Source organism: Blautia sp. HCP3S3_D9 (assembly GCF_052063845.1).
GTDB lineage: Bacteria > Bacillota > Clostridia > Lachnospirales > Lachnospiraceae > Blautia_A.
Window position 1 is genome coordinate 13,632 of record NZ_JBQHWS010000044.1, and the last position, 16,597, is coordinate 30,228.

Consider the following 16,597-nt stretch of genomic DNA (forward strand, 5'->3'; position numbering starts at 1 on the left):
ATGAATTTCACACCGGGCAATGCTGATTCCTTCTTATTCCACGGCTGCTTTTACGTCGTCTTCTGTAAGTTCGCCGTTGTCAATATAAATCTGGATATAATCATCTACGTTATCTGCATTGATTTCCGGAGCATCTACATAGTCGTTTACGTCTGTTACTTCCATTTCACCATTAACGATCTTTTCTGCATATTCCATGTTCTTTTCAGCAAGGTCTGCTGCAGACTGTAATGCTGTTGAGGTCAGAAGGCCTTCTTTGATCAGCAGGCATCCCTGAGCTGTTCCGTCAACACCATATGCAAGGAAGTTTGGTGTTCCGTCTTCGTTGAAATAATCTTTGTTTTCTCTGATTGCTTCGATCGCACCAGCTGCCATGTTATCATTCATGGAAATGATAGCGTCGATATGTGTTCCTGCCTGTACCCAGGATTCCATCAGTGTAAGCGCTTCATCACTGTTCCAGTTTGCAAAATCTTCATAAAGAATTTTTACATCAGAACGTTTGTCAAAGAAGTACTGATCCCATGCTTCACGTCTCTTATCAGCGTGATAGTTTCCGGATGGTCCTTTTAATACAACAACGTTTGCATTTTCAGGAATTTCATCTACAGCTCTTTCAGCGCTGACTTTCGCCTGCTCGATCGGGTCTGCATCGACTGTACCTGTTCCGGCCATAACTGATGTGTCATCTCCACCGTCAAGGTCATTCTGATGTGTTGTCGGGTTTGTTGTAATAACAGGGATACCTGCATCTATAAGCTGCTGAACATATGGAGCCTGTGCACCATTGTTGTTGGACTGTACGATAACGAGATCATACTGTTTTGTGATACAATCTTCAAGAAGACCGTTCTCTTTATTATCATCACCTTCACCGCTTACACATGTAAGATCAATATCATCATAGTTCTCTGCCTGTTTTTTCATTTCAGTTGTCAGCCATGCAGCGAATGTATCAGCACTGGCACGTGCTACGAAGCACACTCTCTTTGCGTCAGCTGCGCTTACACTTGTTGCGGAAACCATAGATGCTGCCATAACACCTGCTAATAATAATGCTCCAACTTTTTTTGCTTTCATAAAATTTTTCCTCCTTTTAATTTGGATAGTTTGGGATTTTATTTTGCATTGCTTTTTGTTTTTTATTTTGACTCTTTGCTTTCATCTTTTACGATAATAACTTTTCTGGACTTTTTGGATTTGCTTACTACATCAAATGCAACTGCCAGTACGATAATTGCACCTTCAATGATCTGCTGAATATAAGAGTTAACACCCAGAAGGTTCATAACGTTCTCAAGGAAACCAATGATAAATGCACCTGCGATAGTTCCGCTTACAGTGCCGATACCACCTGTAAAGGAAGTACCACCAACGATGGCTGCAGTTAAACCTGTCATTTCATATCCGATCGCGCCGTTTGGAAGACCGGCATTGTTTCTTGCCATGAAGATCATACCTGCGAGACCTGTCATAATACCGTTTAATATGTAAGATTTATAAATGTTTCTCTTTGCATTGATACCGCTCGCTTCTGCTGCAGGACGGCTGCCGCCGATTGCATACAGTGCACGTCCGTATCTTGTGTTGTTTACCAGGTACCATACGATAACTGTAACAATGATTACCAGAATTACCGGAATCGGAATCGGTCCAACCATTCCCTGTCCGATCTTAACAAAATTGCCTAACTGAAGAATGTTCTGTCCACCTGTAAAGTAAAGTGCAAGACCTCTGGCTGCCTGCTGCATACCAAGAGTTGCGATAAATGCCGGAACATTAAATTCAGCGATAAAGAATGCGTTTACAAGATTACATCCGATACCTGTTGCCACTGCTACGATCAGAGCAAGCAGAATGGAGTTTGTTGCTTTGTATACAGATACTGAGTATACACCGGCCAGCGCCAGTACTGAACCAACTGACAGATCAAGGAATCCACTGATGATCAGGAGCATTTCGCCGTATGCTATCAGAATTCCCACACATAACTGTCTGGTAACGTTGATCAGGTTGCTGTACTGAAGAAAGTAAGGGCTGATTATACTACAGGCCACAAACAATACGAGCAGTACGATATAAATACTGAATTTTTGTAAATTGGTTGATTTTTTTGCTTTCATCTTTTTACCCTCCGCACGATCAGCTGTTTTTCAGACCAGTAGCAAATTTCATAATGGTCTCCTGAGAAAATTCATTTCTGTTGATGCATCCGCTTATTTTTCCCTGACACATAATGTAAATTCTGTCACACATTCCGATCAGTTCCGGAAGTTCTGATGAAACCATAATTACGGCCTTGCCTTCTTTTACAATATCTGTGATCAGTTTATAAATCTCAAATTTAGCGCCGACATCAATACCTCTTGTAGGCTCATCCAGGATCATGATATCCGGCTCACACAGAAGCCATCTTGCCAGAAGCACCTTCTGCTGGTTTCCACCTGAAAGAGTGGAGATCGCAGTATCAAGAGTTGGTGTCTTTACATGCATCTTGTCAAAGCTTTCTTTGACTGATTTTTTCTCTTTTGCTTTGTGCGTGTATCCTTTATAAATAATTCTCTCAAGGCTGGCCAGACTGGCATTTTCCATAACACTTCGAACAGGAATAATTCCGTCGTCTCGTCTGCTCTCTGAAAGCATTACCATCTTCTGCTGAATACTGTCATGTGGACATTTAATCTTTGCTTCCTGTCCGTTGATCAGTATCTGTCCGGAATCATGAGGATCAAGTCCGAAGACTGCTCTCATTGTTTCTGTTCTTCCGGCACCTACCAGACCCGCAAATCCAACAATCTCACCTTTAGATACATGGAAGTTGATATCTTCGAAAAGATCTTTTCTTGAGAAGTTCTTTACTTCCAGTGCTGTTGATCCAATCTTTACTTCTTCTTTCGGATATACATTATCAAGCTTACGTCCAACCATTCTTGCAATGACTGTATCCAGATCCAGATCCTCAGCTCTGTCTGTGGAAACAACCGCTCCATCTCTTAAGACTGTGATATCATCTGCAATACGAAAAACTTCTTCCATTTTATGTGAAATGTAAATGATTGAAATTCCCTGTGCCTTCAATTCTTCAATCTTTTTAAACAGGTTCTCGACTTCTCTGTCTGTAATAGAGGATGTCGGCTCATCCATGATGATAACCTGTGCATTATTTGTAACTGCTTTAATGATCTCAAGCATCTGAATATCAGACACTGTAAGAGTTTTCAGTTTCTGTGTCGGTTCATATGGAAGATTCTCATCTTTCAGGAACTGCTTCGCATCTCTTCTGATCTTCTTCCAGTCAACCTTTCCGAATTTGTTTACCGGAAGTCTTCCAAGGAAAAGATTCTCTTCAACAGAAAGCTCCGGAACGTAGTTTAATTCCTGTGCTACCATGGAAATTCCCATTTCCATTGCCTGTATAGGATTCTTGATCGTTACCGGTTTCTCATCAAGATAGATCTGACCTTTATCTGCCTGATAAAGTCCCATGATGATCTTCATCAGTGTGGATTTTCCCGCTCCGTTTTCTCCACATAACGCATGAACGGTTCCTTTTCTCACTGCAAAATCAATACCACTTAATGCCTTTACACCAGGGAAAGATTTCTCTACTCCGCTGACGCGCATCTTGATTTCGTCCATTGCTTCACCGCCTTCTCAATTTCAATTTTGCTTCGTTTGCTTTTCTGATTAAGAGTATATTCTTCCGTGTCACTTATGTCAATAGTTTTATTTAAGTTTGTAAATAATATTGCATTTTGTTCTTATATTTTTGTGCATAATTAATATTATCACTTTCTTTTTATATTTATTGATAATTTATTAACATTATTTATGTTAATCTTTTAACAAAAGTTTTTACTTAAGTGCTGGCATTTTTGTCAGAAAAGTGGTAATATTATATCAGAACAGGAGTGTGATGGATTTCATGAATGATTTCTTTACAAAAAGTACAATATCCGGAGATATTTACAGATTTTTATATTTTAACGGGCAGAGTTCCCGTCAGGAAGTTTCTCAGGCGCTGGGAATCAGTCTTCCTACAACTACACGGAATCTGAATGCACTGCAGGAAGAAGGTCTGATTGAAAACGCCGGTGAATTTCAGTCAACCGGCGGAAGAAAGGCCGTAATTTATCAGTGTGTTTCCAATTCCCGCTATGCTGTTGGAATCGATATCACCCGTAATCACCTTACTATCGTACTGATCGATCTGGCTCTGAACATTATCGACAGCAAGCGAATGCGGATTCCTTTCAGAGAAACTCACGAATACTTTTCCATTCTTCAGGAAGAATTCGAAACTATTGTTTCTTCCAACATTAAAGACCGCTCCAGACTTCTGGGGGTAGGTATTTCTCTTCCCGCTATTATCGGAGAAGACCGTAAAACAGTTACATATGCAACGGTAATCCCGCTTTCATTGAATATCTACAACTTTTTCAGTAATTATATTCATGAGCCGTATCTGTTTTTCAATGACGCTAATTCTGCAGGTCTGGCTGAAAGCTGGAAAGGCGACTATACAGATTCTGTTGTCTATCTCTCTCTTAGCAGCAGTATCGGTGGAGCCTACATGAATGGCCGAAGTATTTATACTGGTTCCAATAATCGAGGTGGTGAATTTGGTCATATCACCATTGTTCCGCACGGAAAACGCTGTTACTGTGGTCGTGACGGCTGCCTGGATGCTTACTGTAATGCCAATACACTGACGGATTTTACTGAAGGCAATCTGAAAGAATTTTTTGAGATACTGAAGTCTGGAAATAGTAAAGGAATTCTGAATGTGTTTGATGAATATATGGATCATCTTGCTATTGCAGTAAATAACCTGCGTATGTGTTTTGACTGCGATGTCATCCTTGGCGGAAATGTAGGTGCTTATATGTCCGACTATCTTGATGATTTCCGCGAGAAGGCAATCAAATTGAACCCATTTGAAAAAGACGGCAGTTATATCCGTGTCTGCCACTACCGCACTGCTGCTTCCGCTGTTGGTGCAGCTATTTATTACATCGATAAGTTTGTGCAAAATTTCTGATCCACAAAAAAGAAGAACCTCCAGCATTTTACAGTGGCTGTTCTTCTTTTTTTGCTCTGGCGGATATTCTTTCCTGCTGGTGATCCGCCTCATTATATTGTTCAAATCTGCTCTCGATTTCTACCAGCATATTTGCATATTCCCGTAATTCATCGCGAAGCTGTTCTTTGTCCGCTCGTTCTTTCTTATAAGAAATTCGATGTTCCATGCTTGCCCAGAAATCCATGGACATAGTTCGAAACTGTATCTCCACCGGAAAATATTCCATTCCATCCAGACAATATACCGGCACACCTACGATAACATGATAGCTTCGATATCCGTTAGGTTTCGGACTGCCAATATAGTCACGTTCCTTAATCACGATCAGATCACTCTGACTCTTCAGGATCTCTGTCAAGTTATAAATATCATCTACAAAATAACAGATTACCCTGACTCCCGCAATATCCTGCAAATAATCTTTTGCATTCATCACAGTAGGCTCTTTTTCCTTGCGCTGCAGCTTCTCCTCAATACTCTGCTTCTTCTTTATCCTGCACTGAATGTTGTGGATCGGTCTCGCAGACGCTTCCCCATACAGGTTATGGTTTAGCACATCCAGACGTGTAAGGAGCATCTGTTTGGCATCCTCATACGGTTGTATAAATTCATAGTATTCTTCATCTGTCATATTTATTTCTCCTGTAAAACTGTTACTGTTCACCCCGCAGCCAGCAACACGCTTTGCGATGCAAAGCCTTCCCCATTACTTCCTCATCATACAGGAAAAATGTGTTCAATTGATGTTTGAATTATAATCATTTTATAAACAATCCTGTGCATTCTATTTTCGATCAAACCTGCTTACCTGTATGCTCTGTAATTTTCCGCATATAGATCAGACCAGTCAGATCCGCCAGAATCCATCCGATCGGAACGGCTGCCCAGATGCCTTTCACTCCAATAGCAGGAACAGCTGACAGCACATAGGCCAGCACAACACGTGTTCCAAGGGAAATCACAGTAAGTACCACTGACATTGCCGGCTTATTGACCGCCCTGTAATATCCATATAATAAAAACAGAACTCCAATCCCAAAATAAAAACTTCCTTCGATTCGCAGATATCCCAAACCAATCTGAATAATATCCGGTCTGGATGCTTCAATAAAGATTCTCATAAGAGGCACCGCAAAGATAAACACCAGTGCACTCACTACAAAGCAGAACACACAGGAAAGCTTGACCGCACTTCTCGTTCCCTGTATGATCCTGTCTTTCTTTCCTGCACCATAATTCTGCGCCACAAAAGTCGAAAACGCATTTCCAAAATCCTGAACAGGCATATAGGCAAAGGAGTCAATCTTCACTGCTGCCGCAAATGCCGCCATAACCGCAGTTCCAAAACTGTTGACCAACCCCTGTACCATCAGGATACCCAGATTCATAATAGACTGCTGCATACAGGTTAGCATAGACAGCCCTGTAATTTCTTTCAGAATAGAAGTATCCCACTTCATATGACATTTATTCACTCTCAGATGTGGGAATTTCACATAATAATAAATCATGATCCCTACACCTGAAACATACTGGGAAAATACCGTTGCACCTGCTGCTCCTTTCACTCCCCAATGAAAAACAAGCACAAACAACAGATCCAGCAAAATATTCAGTACAGCAGAGAAAGCCAGAAATATCAGCGGCACTACTGAATTTCCTACTGCCCTCAACAGATTAGCAAAATAATTATATAAGAAGGTAGCCACCATTCCCATAAAAATAATCCAAAGATAATCTCTCATCAGTCCTTGGATCTCTGCCGGAATCTGCAGTAACCGAATGATCAATCCCAATTTCCATACCACCAGGAAATTCAAAGCCAGCGTGATCGCCCCAATCATCACAAAGGACAGAAAGAAGCTCTTCTTAAGTCTGTCTGTATCTCCGGCTCCATACTGCATAGAAAAAAAGGCACTGCTTCCCATACAAAGTCCCAGTATAATAGAAGTCAGAAACACCATCAAAGTATAAGCAGATCCCACTGCCGCCAGTGCATCTGCACCCAGAAAACGACCCACGATCAGCGTGTCCGCGATATTATAGCATTGCTGCAAAAGATTTCCTATCATAAGAGGAAATGCAAACTTCAGGAGTTTCCCTGTAATGCTGCCTTCTGTCAGATTGTATTCCATAATTTATTTCATTTACTCCCTTTCCTATTGCTCTGTCAAAAATCAGGTTTATCCTGATATGCGTAAAACAGCCAGAACACTACGTTGAAATTAACTCCGCAATATTCCAGCTGTTCTTGTTTTAAACGAATAATAAATTCTTAACTATTCAGTTTTATGAGCAGCCAGTGTATCTGCAAATTAATTTTTAAACTAACTATCCGCATCACACAAGCTTATTTTTCGCTAAATTTCAAAGAATATATTTCTTTAACGCAGTTGTAAATTCCTGGATCCTCTCCTCTGCAATCTCTTTCAATGTAACATCCTGCATACTCTGGATATAACCCTGCTCCTGTTTATATAACCATTTATTTACAGATGGGCTGATCTTTTCATAATGATTGGCTTTCATCCAGTCCTCAAAACTGATTGGTGTTGCATAACCAAGTTTCTCATCCAGCAAAGCTTTAAAATCAATCTTGTCTGCACGGGCCAGCATTTCTTTCCAGAACTCCAACACTTCTTCTACATGCTCATGAATCTCATAACGTCTCGCACCGCCATCATAAATGATGCATTTCTCAAATAACGGATTTCTCATAGATAAGGTCTCTCTTCTGAATTCCGGTGCAATGATGCCATCTTTCCAGTAAAAGTCTACATCCGGGAGATTGATGCCGGATACACCTTTGTCCTGATAGGTGCTGAAGATTCCTTCATAATATACTGTGATAAATCCTTCAAACTCTGGCCAGAACTCGCGGATTTCCTTTGTCAGACGCTCCAGGATCGTAATTCCTGTAGTTCCGCCGATCGTAAAGATAATGATGTTGCGGAGTCTTGCACCGTGTTCTCTGTAGAAGTCTGTTACATAACGTAAGCAGTGAATCAGAGTCTCACCTGTTGCAATGATATCACCGATCAGAAGTGTACTGTCCGGCACCATTGTCAGCTTGCTGTATTTGATCTCCAGACCTGCAATCTCATCCTCATTGAACACACGCTCGCTGGAAAGGAAGCTGATATCGTGAACACGGATGTGTTCTCTGTAACAGCTCTCTTCAAGCGGATAGTTTAATGCGCCACGCAGGATTGAAAGAATATTCGCAGTTGTAACTTTCTTCTGTTCCTTGAAGTAATAAAGCATCTGAGAAGTGGACGGGATCAGGCAATGATAAACCTCGTATCCAACTACCTCCGGTGTATTCAGAAGCTTCCTCGTCTCTGCTTCAGAAACCACATAATATTCGTTCTCGTAGTTTCCGCCTTCCAGACGATAACAGTCTACGCCCTGCTCTGAAAACTCCGGCACAAGTTTCACATCATTCCAGTTTTCCATTTATTTATCCTCCATCTTCTCTTATGTGTCTCCGGACAATCCCCATACAAAATTATCTCTGTCCGGTAAACTACCCTCCAGTATCTATGTACCATATCAGTAAAACAGCCAGCTTTTCCATTTTCAAAAGCCAGCTCCTGTTAGAGATAATAGTAGGCTAAACTCCTGTTATTGTCAACCCTGTAATCAGTTTTATTATGCAAAGGGAAAAGAGGAAATCCTGATCCGCAAAGGCAATGGCCAGAGCGTGTTTGCGAGGGATTTTCTTATTTTTACATTCCTTTTTAGAATAAGTTACATAATTTACTTTTAACAAAATTTTGCTTATAATTACAGAAAATACTACTTTTATTTTGAATTAAATCTGCAGGAGTAAAACTTATGTCGAACTATAATATAGCAAAAATATATCCTAATGACCGCTTTGCCAATACTCAGATTGAGAAACTGCTTCAAGAAGAAGGTATCCGGAGAGATCCTAATTTAGATTATACATGCGGAATGTATGATGAAGATATGAATATTATTGCCACAGGCAGTCTTTTTGGAAATACACTGCGGTGTATGGCAGTCAGTCATCTACATCAGGGTGAGGGGCTTATGAATGAGATTGTCACTCATCTGATCGAGATTCAGTTTGAACGCGGGAATACGCATTTGTTTCTTTATACGAAATGCGATACTGCGAAATTCTTCGGGGATCTTGGGTTCTCGGAGATTGCAAGGGTGTCTGATCAGCTTGTGTTTATGGAAAACAGGCGGACTGGATTTTCTGATTATCTGAAAAAGCTCCAGAATAGCTGTACTAAAAACACTCCATCTTCTGATAATAATATAGAATATTCCCGGAACACTCAAAATATCGCCGCCCTTGTCATGAATGCCAATCCATTCACCAATGGACATTTATATCTGGTAGAAAAAGCTGCCGCGGAAAATGATATTCTGCATCTGTTTATGGTCAGTGAGGATGCAAGTCTGGTGCCATATTCTGTACGTAAGAGGCTCATTATGGAAGCAACTTCACATTTGCCGAATATCTGCTATCATGACAGCGGTCCTTATATCATCAGCAATGCAACTTTTCCAAGCTATTTTCAGAAAGACAAATCTTCTGTTATCACCGGACATGCTTTGCTGGATCTTACCATCTTTAAATCTATCGCACAGACACTGCATATCAACCGCAGATATGTAGGCGAAGAACCGACCAGTCAGGTGACAGGAATTTACAACCAGATTATGGCAAAGGAACTGCCGAAATCAGATATTGAATGTATTATTGTACCGCGTCTGGAACATGACGGAACTGCTATCAGTGCCTCGACTGTACGGCAGGCGATCCATGATGGAAAAATTGAATCTATTAAACCACTCGTTCCGGAAGCCACATACCAATTCTTTACAAGTTCTGAAGCAGACGAAATTATTAAAAAAATTCAGGAACATGAAAACGTAATTCATTACTGATAAGTCAGGCGGATAAAATCATTCGCTTTGCTACTTACTCATAAGTCAAGCAGATATTCGCAATTGAAGCAAGGGATTTACTTGATTTGGTTAAAATAAAGGAGAATAGATTATGTTACATGGAGAAACCGTAATACTTACAGATATGCTGGATTGCCGCGAACGACGTGCCAGAAAACAGGATGAGTATCGGGAAAAATATCACACTACTATTATTTCTTTCTGCATGAATATTCCTGGTCCAATTAAGACAAACGAGGATATTACAAAAGTGTTCCACAGCGGTGTTCACGGTATTCTTCAATACCTGGAAGACAATCATATCGCAATTCTGGAATCTGTAGAACATAATGAAAAAACAGGCAATGAACTAATCCTTGCAGTCGACTGTAAAGACAGCAAACGTATCAAAGATGCCATGACCCATATCGAAGAAACCCATCCGATCGGCAGACTTTTCGATATTGATGTCCTTGATCCCGACGGAAATAAAATGTCCAGAAATACATTCCGGAAATGCTTTATCTGCAACTGCCAGGCCCAGGAATGCGCATCCAGACGCAGACACAGCGTCCCGGAAATGCAGGAATTCATTGATTCAAAGATACAGGAATATCTCTCTTCTGAAAAATAATTATGGTAATAAAAAGCACGATTCACAACGTTTCTCCTAATCAGGAAATCTGCCGTTATGAATCGTGCTTTTTTATATTTGCTTAAATTTCAGTTGAGTCAAATTACATAATCTTACGAAACAGATCTTTCAGATCTTCTACGCTTGCGTCTTTCGGGTTTCCTGGTGCGCATGCATCTGCGTGGGCGGATTCTGCCAGGAACTGGAGGTCTTCTTCTTTGATTGCTTCCAGTTTAGTCGGGATTCCTACATCAACAGAGAGTTTCTTAACAGCTTCGATTGCTGCTTTTCTGTATTCATCCTGAGACATTTCATCTACGCCTTTGACACCCATTGCTCTGGCGATCTCACGGTATTTTTCACCTGTGCATTCCTGGTTGTATTCCATAACGATCGGAAGCATCATAGCGCATGCAACACCATGTGGTGTATCATAAACAGCGCCAAGTGTATGAGCCACGGAATGAGCGATTCCAAGACCTACGTTAGAGAAGCCCATACCTGCGATGTACTGTCCAAGAGCCATTCCTTCACGTCCTTCTTTGGTGTTTTCAACAGCACCGCAGAGAGATTTGGAGATCAGCTCGATTGCTTTTAAGTGGAACATATCTGTCATTTCCCATGCAGCTTTTGTTGTGTAACCTTCGATTGCATGAGTCAGGGCATCCATACCTGTGGAAGCTGTCAGTCCTTTTGGCATGGAGGACATCATTTCCGGATCAATAATTGCGATGATTGGCATGTCATGTGGGTCAACGCATACAAATTTACGTTTTCTTTCTACATCAGTGATAACGTAGTTGATAGTAACCTCTGCTGCTGTACCTGCAGTTGTCGGAACTGCGATGATCGGTACACAAGGTTTCTTAGTCGGAGCTGTACCTTCCAGACTTCTTACATCTTCGAATTCAGGGTTTGCAATAATGATACCGATTGCTTTGGAAGTATCCATGGAAGAACCACCGCCGATTGCGATCAGATAATCAGCTTCAGAATCTTTAAATGCCTGAACACCGTGCTGTACGTTCTCGATTGTCGGGTTTGGTTTGATATCTGAATACAGTTCATATGCAAGTCCGTTTTTTTCAAGAATATCTGTAACTTTGCTTGTTACATGGAATTTTACAAGATCAGGGTCAGAACATACAAAAGCTTTCTTAAAGCCATGTGCTTTTGCTTCGTTTGCGATTTCCTCGATTGCTCCTGCTCCATGATAAGATGTCTGATTTAAATTAATTCTGTTTGCCATAATGATTTCCATTCCTTTCAGTATTCTGTAGTATTGATGTATCGCAGAACACAATTTATTTTGTCTTCGGTAAGCTTCCGCATTGCTTATCTTTGTTATTATCTTAACGATATAAACAAAAAAAAGAAAGTTACACTTTTGCTCAAGTGTAACTTTCTTATAAGATTTGTGCAATATCTACAAAAAACAGAGTCCGGAATTATGCAATCTGTAACTCTAAAAAAGCCTGATAAATCAGTACTTTACAATATTAAATTATCCGAATCTTCAATTTTTCTGTCTTTGCGTAACCGGCTGCAACAGTTGCATAATCCATAAAATATTCTGTTATATTTATGACAATATTTCCAGTTTTTCAAACAACTCCGAGAGTTTTCCAGGCATTCCATCAACCAGAATTTTTGCCAGTCCCTCCGGTGTACATTCCATCTCACCCAGCACCCATTTTACAGTCATATAAATAGAACTCTGGCAATACATCTCCAGAATACAGCGGATCGTTTCATCCAGCTTCCTCCCTGTTTTCTCATGGATCAGATTCTCATAGAAAGCCAGGATCAGTTCAAAATCATGCTGCCGCAGACTGTTCTGATTATCATATTTGAATGCCGCCGCAAAGAAAATATGTTCTTCCTGAATATAGGTAAATTTCTTTACCAGAGCATCGTAAACCGTCTTTCCCATTCCCATATGTTCAAAAGATTTCGCCAGAAGCTTATCGAAATACCAGTTGATCAGATCAAATTTGTCCATAAAATTCCGGTAGAAAGTCTGCCTGGTAACTCCACAATTTTCCGTGATCTGCTTCACCGTAATGTTATCTACAGACATTGTTTTCATACATTCTTTCATTGACTGTGCAAGACGATATTTCGTTTTCACTCCTTTGCCCGTTTCATTTATCATATCCATACAAATTCCTCTCACAGATAAAACTTACTACATTTATTATATCAATTACTGCCCTGTATTTCCAGCGCAGCTTCTGTTTAAAATGCATACTTTTTTACATCAATAACTCTGTCTTTATTTACTTCAAAATGTTATAATCATGACAGATTAAAGACAAACAATCCAACTTAAGAAGGGAGACTTTTTATGGATTTAATAAAGGAAGCACTTTCCATGGGCTTCGCAAATGCAGCGATCATGGATACAAAAGATCTGGTATTTGTGCCAGAGTACAGGCAGTTCTGCGAGGACAATCTCTGCGGAAATTATAATCTGGTTCCTGCATGTCCGCCTGCCTGCGGCACTGTTGAGGAAATGCATGAGAAAGCAATAAAATATGAAAAAGCGCTGGTTCTTCAGACGGTTCTCAAAGATCCGGTCATGGATCCGATTCTTTTCAAACAGGCGAAACATGCACAGAATATTCTTACAGAACAGCTTGCCAAATGGATGCAGGAAAATGGAAAAGAAGATGTCCTGATCATGAGCGCAGGACCGTACAAGAATTGTTCCTGTATGTCCGCCTACAGTGTTGATGCCCAGAAAATGGCTGATGCAGTAGGCATGATCTGCTGGGCAGATGACTCAGATGTGAGATTCTTTACACAGATTCTGTTTCACGAAGATTAATAAAGAATACGGCCACACTGTATCTGAAATTCACTTTACAGATATAATGTAGCCGTATTTTTTTACGTTTTGCAGTTCTTACTTATTTATACTCTACTTTCTGAGTTTCGCAGATATCACTCTTCTTCATGATGCTTATGATGTTCATGACGTTTATGATGCTTATCATCCGTCTTATGATGGTGTCCATGCTTATGTTTTGTATTTCCGCACACTTCACATCCGACCTCGATCTTACCCTGTGTATCCTCATCCCAGGTTCCATAAGAAACCATCGGCGTATCTTTCATAATACACAGACTGATGGTCTGGTAAAGAATAATGCCGCCCATTTTGGCTCTGTACACAAACAGTTCCCGTCCAAAATAATCGCAGATCCTTCCCAGCACTTCGCCTTCTTTGAATGTCTCACCCGGCTGTTTCGCAGGATACCAGCATCCTGATACCGGTGCATCCTCATAGATGACAGGACTTACTTCTACCGGCGGTTTGCCGTGCATATGGGATTTTCCGCAAAGAACTCCAAGATGTCTGAGGATATTCTTCACATCATGAACATCCTCTGCCACCAGATCTTCGCACCAGCGGGAGCTGTGGCCACGTTCCAGCAGGATACTCGGGATTCCCATACTGCCGGCATAGTTATAAGCTCCGCCTGTTCCATACATGGAAGTTACCAGATAATCCACATGTGCGATCTCAGCCATTTCACGGCTCTTCGCAGCTACTTCCGAAGCTGCTGCACCTGTACAGTATACATAGGACACCAGGCCCTCAAATCCATCACCACAGTGCAGATCCACATAGTAATCTGCTTTTGTGAAAAATTCTGTCACAACAGTATAAGCGATTCTGTCACTGAGTGTACCATTCGGATTTCCAGGGAAAACTCTGTTCAGATTTTTTCCATCCTCATAGGTAAGACTCATGGTACGGTGCTCGAATCCGGTTCTGTTCATCAGACGGATCACAATGATATTTCCTGCGATCTTCTTCGGATCAAGTTCGTCTGCAAGCTGCATGGCAGCCTGTATTCCTACATATTCTGCATTATGAACACCACCGGAGATCAGGACTGTCTCGCCCTCTTTCTCTCCGCAGATTAGTGTTACTGGGATTCCGAATTCTGCGCCAATGATATGCACAAATCCGGATACTTTCTCACCCGGCTTCGCTTCCAGGTCTGCTACTCGTAATGTCCTCATCCAATTTTCTCCTCTACTCCACATTATAGTTAGTTGTGTAAAACTTTCATATTTTCAAACAGGGAGCGGATACCTGAAGTATCAACTCCCTGCTTTTCATTTTTAACATATGTTCACATTCCTGTCAACAAAACAGTCATATACTTATACGTCTTCATAACCGAATCTTATTTTAATCAAAGATACGTTCCTTAGCATCTTCTACAGTATAGCTCTCTGTCAGTTCTTTGAACTTCTCAGGTGTAGCACTTTCATCAAATACCTTGATCACGCCCTGAAGATCCTCACAGCTGTATGCATTCTCATAAATACCAGTTGCATATCCATAAAGTTCTTCATAGTCTTTCTCATTTGTTGCAGTCCAGAATCCCTGATACAAACGTACTGCCTGTCCATCTTCTTTTACTGCATCCGGATTTCCTGTGATCGCATTGTAGATCATGGCAAATGCCGGGCCTGCCTCAGATGCATATTTACCCTGTACATAATCAACAGGCGCATTTCCGAACATATCTTTCTTCTGGAAAAGTTCATAGTTTCCATCTGTGAAACTGTCGATAGAACCTACCAGAATATTGCTGTTCTGTTCTTTCTCTTTGTCTGCGATCTTGTCCAGATAAGTAGAAACATGGAACGCACTCATCAGTGCATCACAATTTCCATCTGCAAATGCAGTACTCAGATTGTCAAGTCCCGATCCGTCCAACTCTGTGTAGCCAGGGCAGATGGTAACCTGTACAGAACCATCTTCGCTGGAAAGCTTTGTAACCTCTCCTGTCGCAGAAAGTGTTTCTGCTTCTTCTGTCAGAGTCAGTCCTGCTTTCTCTTCCAGAGTATTGAGCATACCCCAGGTTCTCATCTGATGCAGACGGTTTCCTGAAGAAGCACCACCGGACATGATCACGAAATTCTTCGCTCCCTTGTCCAGGAAATACTCTGTCATATCGCATCCGGCCTGGTATACATCCTCAAGATCCGGACCTACACTTCCCATATACCATGGGTTGTCTTTTACAGCTTCATAGTTCTCATCACTGATGGTGTTGGAACCAAGTGTATAATACACTTCATCCTTCTCACATTCTTTGATGATATCCTGAAGTCCGTCAGCATAACCGCCGAAAGAAATGATTCCTTCTGCGCCCTGCTCTTTCATTTTATCAATATACTGAATCTCTTCCTCTGCGTTGGTTGTCTTACCGGAGAAAATGAATTTCACCGGAAAGCCTGCCTGAATATAATCGCGGTAGTAGTCGGAGAACATTTCCATCTCTGAGGAATCCGAATCATATACGATGACACCAATTGTATGTGCCTCACCATCTGCATAGGTTTCAGCAGCAGCCCTCGCAGGGATTGTAGCCCCAAGCGCAAGTACTGCACTCAGTGTCAGACTGAGAATCTTTTTTTCATTAAATATTCCCTCTTTCCTTCTGCTCCTCCACATAGAAGCAAGCTGCTTCGTGTCCCGGAGCAATCTCTTTCAGCTTCGGCATTTCTGCCTTGCATCTGTCAGTGCAATGCTCGCAGCGGTTCTGGAAAGGGCAGCCCTTCGGTACATCCAGAGGACTTGGTGCTTCACTCTCGATACTCTGGATCTTCTGATTCGGATCCATATGAATGGAGAACTGTGCACCCAGAAGTGCCTGTGTATACGGATGTACTGCATGCTCTGTAACATCTTCACCAGGAATGACCTCTACAATATTTCCCAGATACATAACAGCGATCTGGTGAGCAAAAGAACGGATCAATGCCAGGTCATGGCAGATGAAAAGCATGCTGATGTTTTTCTCTTTCTGAAGGCGTACCAGAAGTTCAATTACAGATTCCTGTACGGAAACGTCCAGTGCAGAAGTCACCTCATCACAAACCAGGATCTCCGGTTCCAGTGAAAGCGCTCTTGCAATACTGATCCT

15 protein-coding genes are annotated in these 16,597 nt (G+C 41.3%); 4 read left to right on the forward strand and 11 right to left on the reverse strand.

What is annotated here, in order from left to right:
• Positions 1-33: 33 nt before the first annotated feature.
• From ACTNES_RS10255 to ACTNES_RS10265, 3 genes are all read right to left on the reverse strand, one after another.
• Complete coding sequence (locus ACTNES_RS10255) at positions 34-1,080, reverse strand: sugar ABC transporter substrate-binding protein (RefSeq protein ID WP_441039220.1); 1,047 nt, start codon at positions 1,078-1,080, stop codon at positions 34-36.
• Between the two features lie 62 nt (positions 1,081-1,142).
• Entirely contained in the window at positions 1,143-2,123 is a 981-nt protein-coding gene (locus ACTNES_RS10260) for an ABC transporter permease (RefSeq protein ID WP_291817275.1), read from the reverse strand.
• A gap of 19 nt (positions 2,124-2,142) precedes the next feature.
• Complete coding sequence (locus ACTNES_RS10265) at positions 2,143-3,639, reverse strand: sugar ABC transporter ATP-binding protein (RefSeq protein WP_291817278.1); 1,497 nt, start codon at positions 3,637-3,639, stop codon at positions 2,143-2,145.
• A gap of 277 nt (positions 3,640-3,916) precedes the next feature.
• Here ACTNES_RS10265 and ACTNES_RS10270 point away from each other — a divergent pair, with 277 nt between their 5' ends.
• Entirely contained in the window at positions 3,917-5,041 is a 1,125-nt protein-coding gene (locus tag ACTNES_RS10270) for an ROK family transcriptional regulator (RefSeq protein WP_291817281.1), read from the forward strand.
• Between the two features lie 28 nt (positions 5,042-5,069).
• Here ACTNES_RS10270 and ACTNES_RS10275 read toward each other — a convergent pair whose 3' ends face one another.
• From ACTNES_RS10275 to ACTNES_RS10285, 3 genes are all read right to left on the reverse strand, one after another.
• The gene (locus ACTNES_RS10275) at positions 5,070-5,714 is read right to left on the reverse strand and encodes a GTP pyrophosphokinase (RefSeq protein ID WP_291817283.1); all 645 of its coding nucleotides are present in this window, start codon (positions 5,712-5,714) and stop codon (positions 5,070-5,072) included.
• Between the two features lie 163 nt (positions 5,715-5,877).
• A complete protein-coding gene (locus ACTNES_RS10280; protein WP_441039221.1) occupies positions 5,878-7,218 on the reverse strand; it encodes an MATE family efflux transporter in 1,341 nt (446 codons plus the stop codon).
• A 232-nt stretch (positions 7,219-7,450) separates the two neighbouring features.
• Positions 7,451-8,539 carry a hypothetical protein gene (locus ACTNES_RS10285; protein ID WP_291817286.1) on the reverse strand — a complete coding sequence of 363 codons (1,089 nt, stop codon included), beginning with the start codon at positions 8,537-8,539 and terminating at the stop codon, positions 7,451-7,453.
• Between the two features lie 381 nt (positions 8,540-8,920).
• Here ACTNES_RS10285 and citC point away from each other — a divergent pair, with 381 nt between their 5' ends.
• Both citC and citX read left to right on the forward strand, forming a co-directional pair.
• Positions 8,921-10,009 (forward strand): [citrate (pro-3S)-lyase] ligase, encoded by a 1,089-nt coding sequence (gene citC / locus ACTNES_RS10290; protein WP_441039222.1) that lies wholly within the window; start codon positions 8,921-8,923, stop codon positions 10,007-10,009.
• Positions 10,010-10,121: 112 nt separating this feature from the next.
• Positions 10,122-10,643 (forward strand): citrate lyase holo-[acyl-carrier protein] synthase, encoded by a 522-nt coding sequence (citX, locus tag ACTNES_RS10295; RefSeq protein ID WP_291817287.1) that lies wholly within the window; start codon positions 10,122-10,124, stop codon positions 10,641-10,643.
• Between the two features lie 103 nt (positions 10,644-10,746).
• Here citX and fucO read toward each other — a convergent pair whose 3' ends face one another.
• Positions 10,747-11,892 (reverse strand): lactaldehyde reductase, encoded by a 1,146-nt coding sequence (fucO, locus tag ACTNES_RS10300; protein WP_441039223.1) that lies wholly within the window; start codon positions 11,890-11,892, stop codon positions 10,747-10,749.
• Positions 11,893-12,225: 333 nt separating this feature from the next.
• Positions 12,226-12,798, reverse strand: coding sequence for a TetR/AcrR family transcriptional regulator (locus ACTNES_RS10305; RefSeq protein ID WP_291817314.1), 573 nt, complete (start codon positions 12,796-12,798; stop codon positions 12,226-12,228).
• Positions 12,799-12,990: 192 nt separating this feature from the next.
• Here ACTNES_RS10305 and ACTNES_RS10310 point away from each other — a divergent pair, with 192 nt between their 5' ends.
• Entirely contained in the window at positions 12,991-13,473 is a 483-nt protein-coding gene (locus tag ACTNES_RS10310; protein WP_291817292.1) for a DUF2284 domain-containing protein, read from the forward strand.
• A gap of 116 nt (positions 13,474-13,589) precedes the next feature.
• Here ACTNES_RS10310 and ACTNES_RS10315 read toward each other — a convergent pair whose 3' ends face one another.
• From ACTNES_RS10315 to ACTNES_RS10325, 3 genes are all read right to left on the reverse strand, one after another.
• Entirely contained in the window at positions 13,590-14,678 is a 1,089-nt protein-coding gene (locus ACTNES_RS10315) for a M14 family metallopeptidase (protein ID WP_441039224.1), read from the reverse strand.
• A gap of 172 nt (positions 14,679-14,850) precedes the next feature.
• The gene (locus ACTNES_RS10320; RefSeq protein ID WP_441039225.1) at positions 14,851-16,125 is read right to left on the reverse strand and encodes a sugar ABC transporter substrate-binding protein; all 1,275 of its coding nucleotides are present in this window, start codon (positions 16,123-16,125) and stop codon (positions 14,851-14,853) included.
• Positions 16,091-16,597 (reverse strand): oligopeptide/dipeptide ABC transporter ATP-binding protein (locus ACTNES_RS10325; protein WP_441039226.1); only part of this gene is annotated, 507 nt, incomplete at its 5' end. The genes ACTNES_RS10320 and ACTNES_RS10325, both read right to left, overlap by 35 nt.

What these genes read in the sequence shown, in the direction of transcription:
- ACTNES_RS10265 (WP_291817278.1), bottom strand. Translation starts at nt 3,639, where the DNA reads ATGGACGAAATCAAGATGCGCGTCAGCGGAGTAGAGAAATCTTTCCCT.
- ACTNES_RS10260 (WP_291817275.1), bottom strand. Translation starts at nt 2,123, where the DNA reads ATGAAAGCAAAAAAATCAACCAATTTACAAAAATTCAGTATTTATATC.
- fucO (WP_441039223.1), bottom strand. Translation starts at nt 11,892, where the DNA reads ATGGCAAACAGAATTAATTTAAATCAGACATCTTATCATGGAGCAGGA.
- citX (WP_291817287.1), top strand. Translation starts at nt 10,122, where the DNA reads ATGTTACATGGAGAAACCGTAATACTTACAGATATGCTGGATTGCCGC.
- ACTNES_RS10280 (WP_441039221.1), bottom strand. Translation starts at nt 7,218, where the DNA reads ATGGAATACAATCTGACAGAAGGCAGCATTACAGGGAAACTCCTGAAG.
- ACTNES_RS10310 (WP_291817292.1), top strand. Translation starts at nt 12,991, where the DNA reads ATGGATTTAATAAAGGAAGCACTTTCCATGGGCTTCGCAAATGCAGCG.
- ACTNES_RS10275 (WP_291817283.1), bottom strand. Translation starts at nt 5,714, where the DNA reads ATGACAGATGAAGAATACTATGAATTTATACAACCGTATGAGGATGCC.
- ACTNES_RS10285 (WP_291817286.1), bottom strand. Translation starts at nt 8,539, where the DNA reads ATGGAAAACTGGAATGATGTGAAACTTGTGCCGGAGTTTTCAGAGCAG.
- ACTNES_RS10320 (WP_441039225.1), bottom strand. Translation starts at nt 16,125, where the DNA reads ATGTGGAGGAGCAGAAGGAAAGAGGGAATATTTAATGAAAAAAAGATT.
- ACTNES_RS10305 (WP_291817314.1), bottom strand. Translation starts at nt 12,798, where the DNA reads ATGATAAATGAAACGGGCAAAGGAGTGAAAACGAAATATCGTCTTGCA.
- ACTNES_RS10255 (WP_441039220.1), bottom strand. Translation starts at nt 1,080, where the DNA reads ATGAAAGCAAAAAAAGTTGGAGCATTATTATTAGCAGGTGTTATGGCA.
- ACTNES_RS10270 (WP_291817281.1), top strand. Translation starts at nt 3,917, where the DNA reads ATGGATTTCATGAATGATTTCTTTACAAAAAGTACAATATCCGGAGAT.
- citC (WP_441039222.1), top strand. Translation starts at nt 8,921, where the DNA reads ATGTCGAACTATAATATAGCAAAAATATATCCTAATGACCGCTTTGCC.
- ACTNES_RS10315 (WP_441039224.1), bottom strand. Translation starts at nt 14,678, where the DNA reads ATGAGGACATTACGAGTAGCAGACCTGGAAGCGAAGCCGGGTGAGAAA.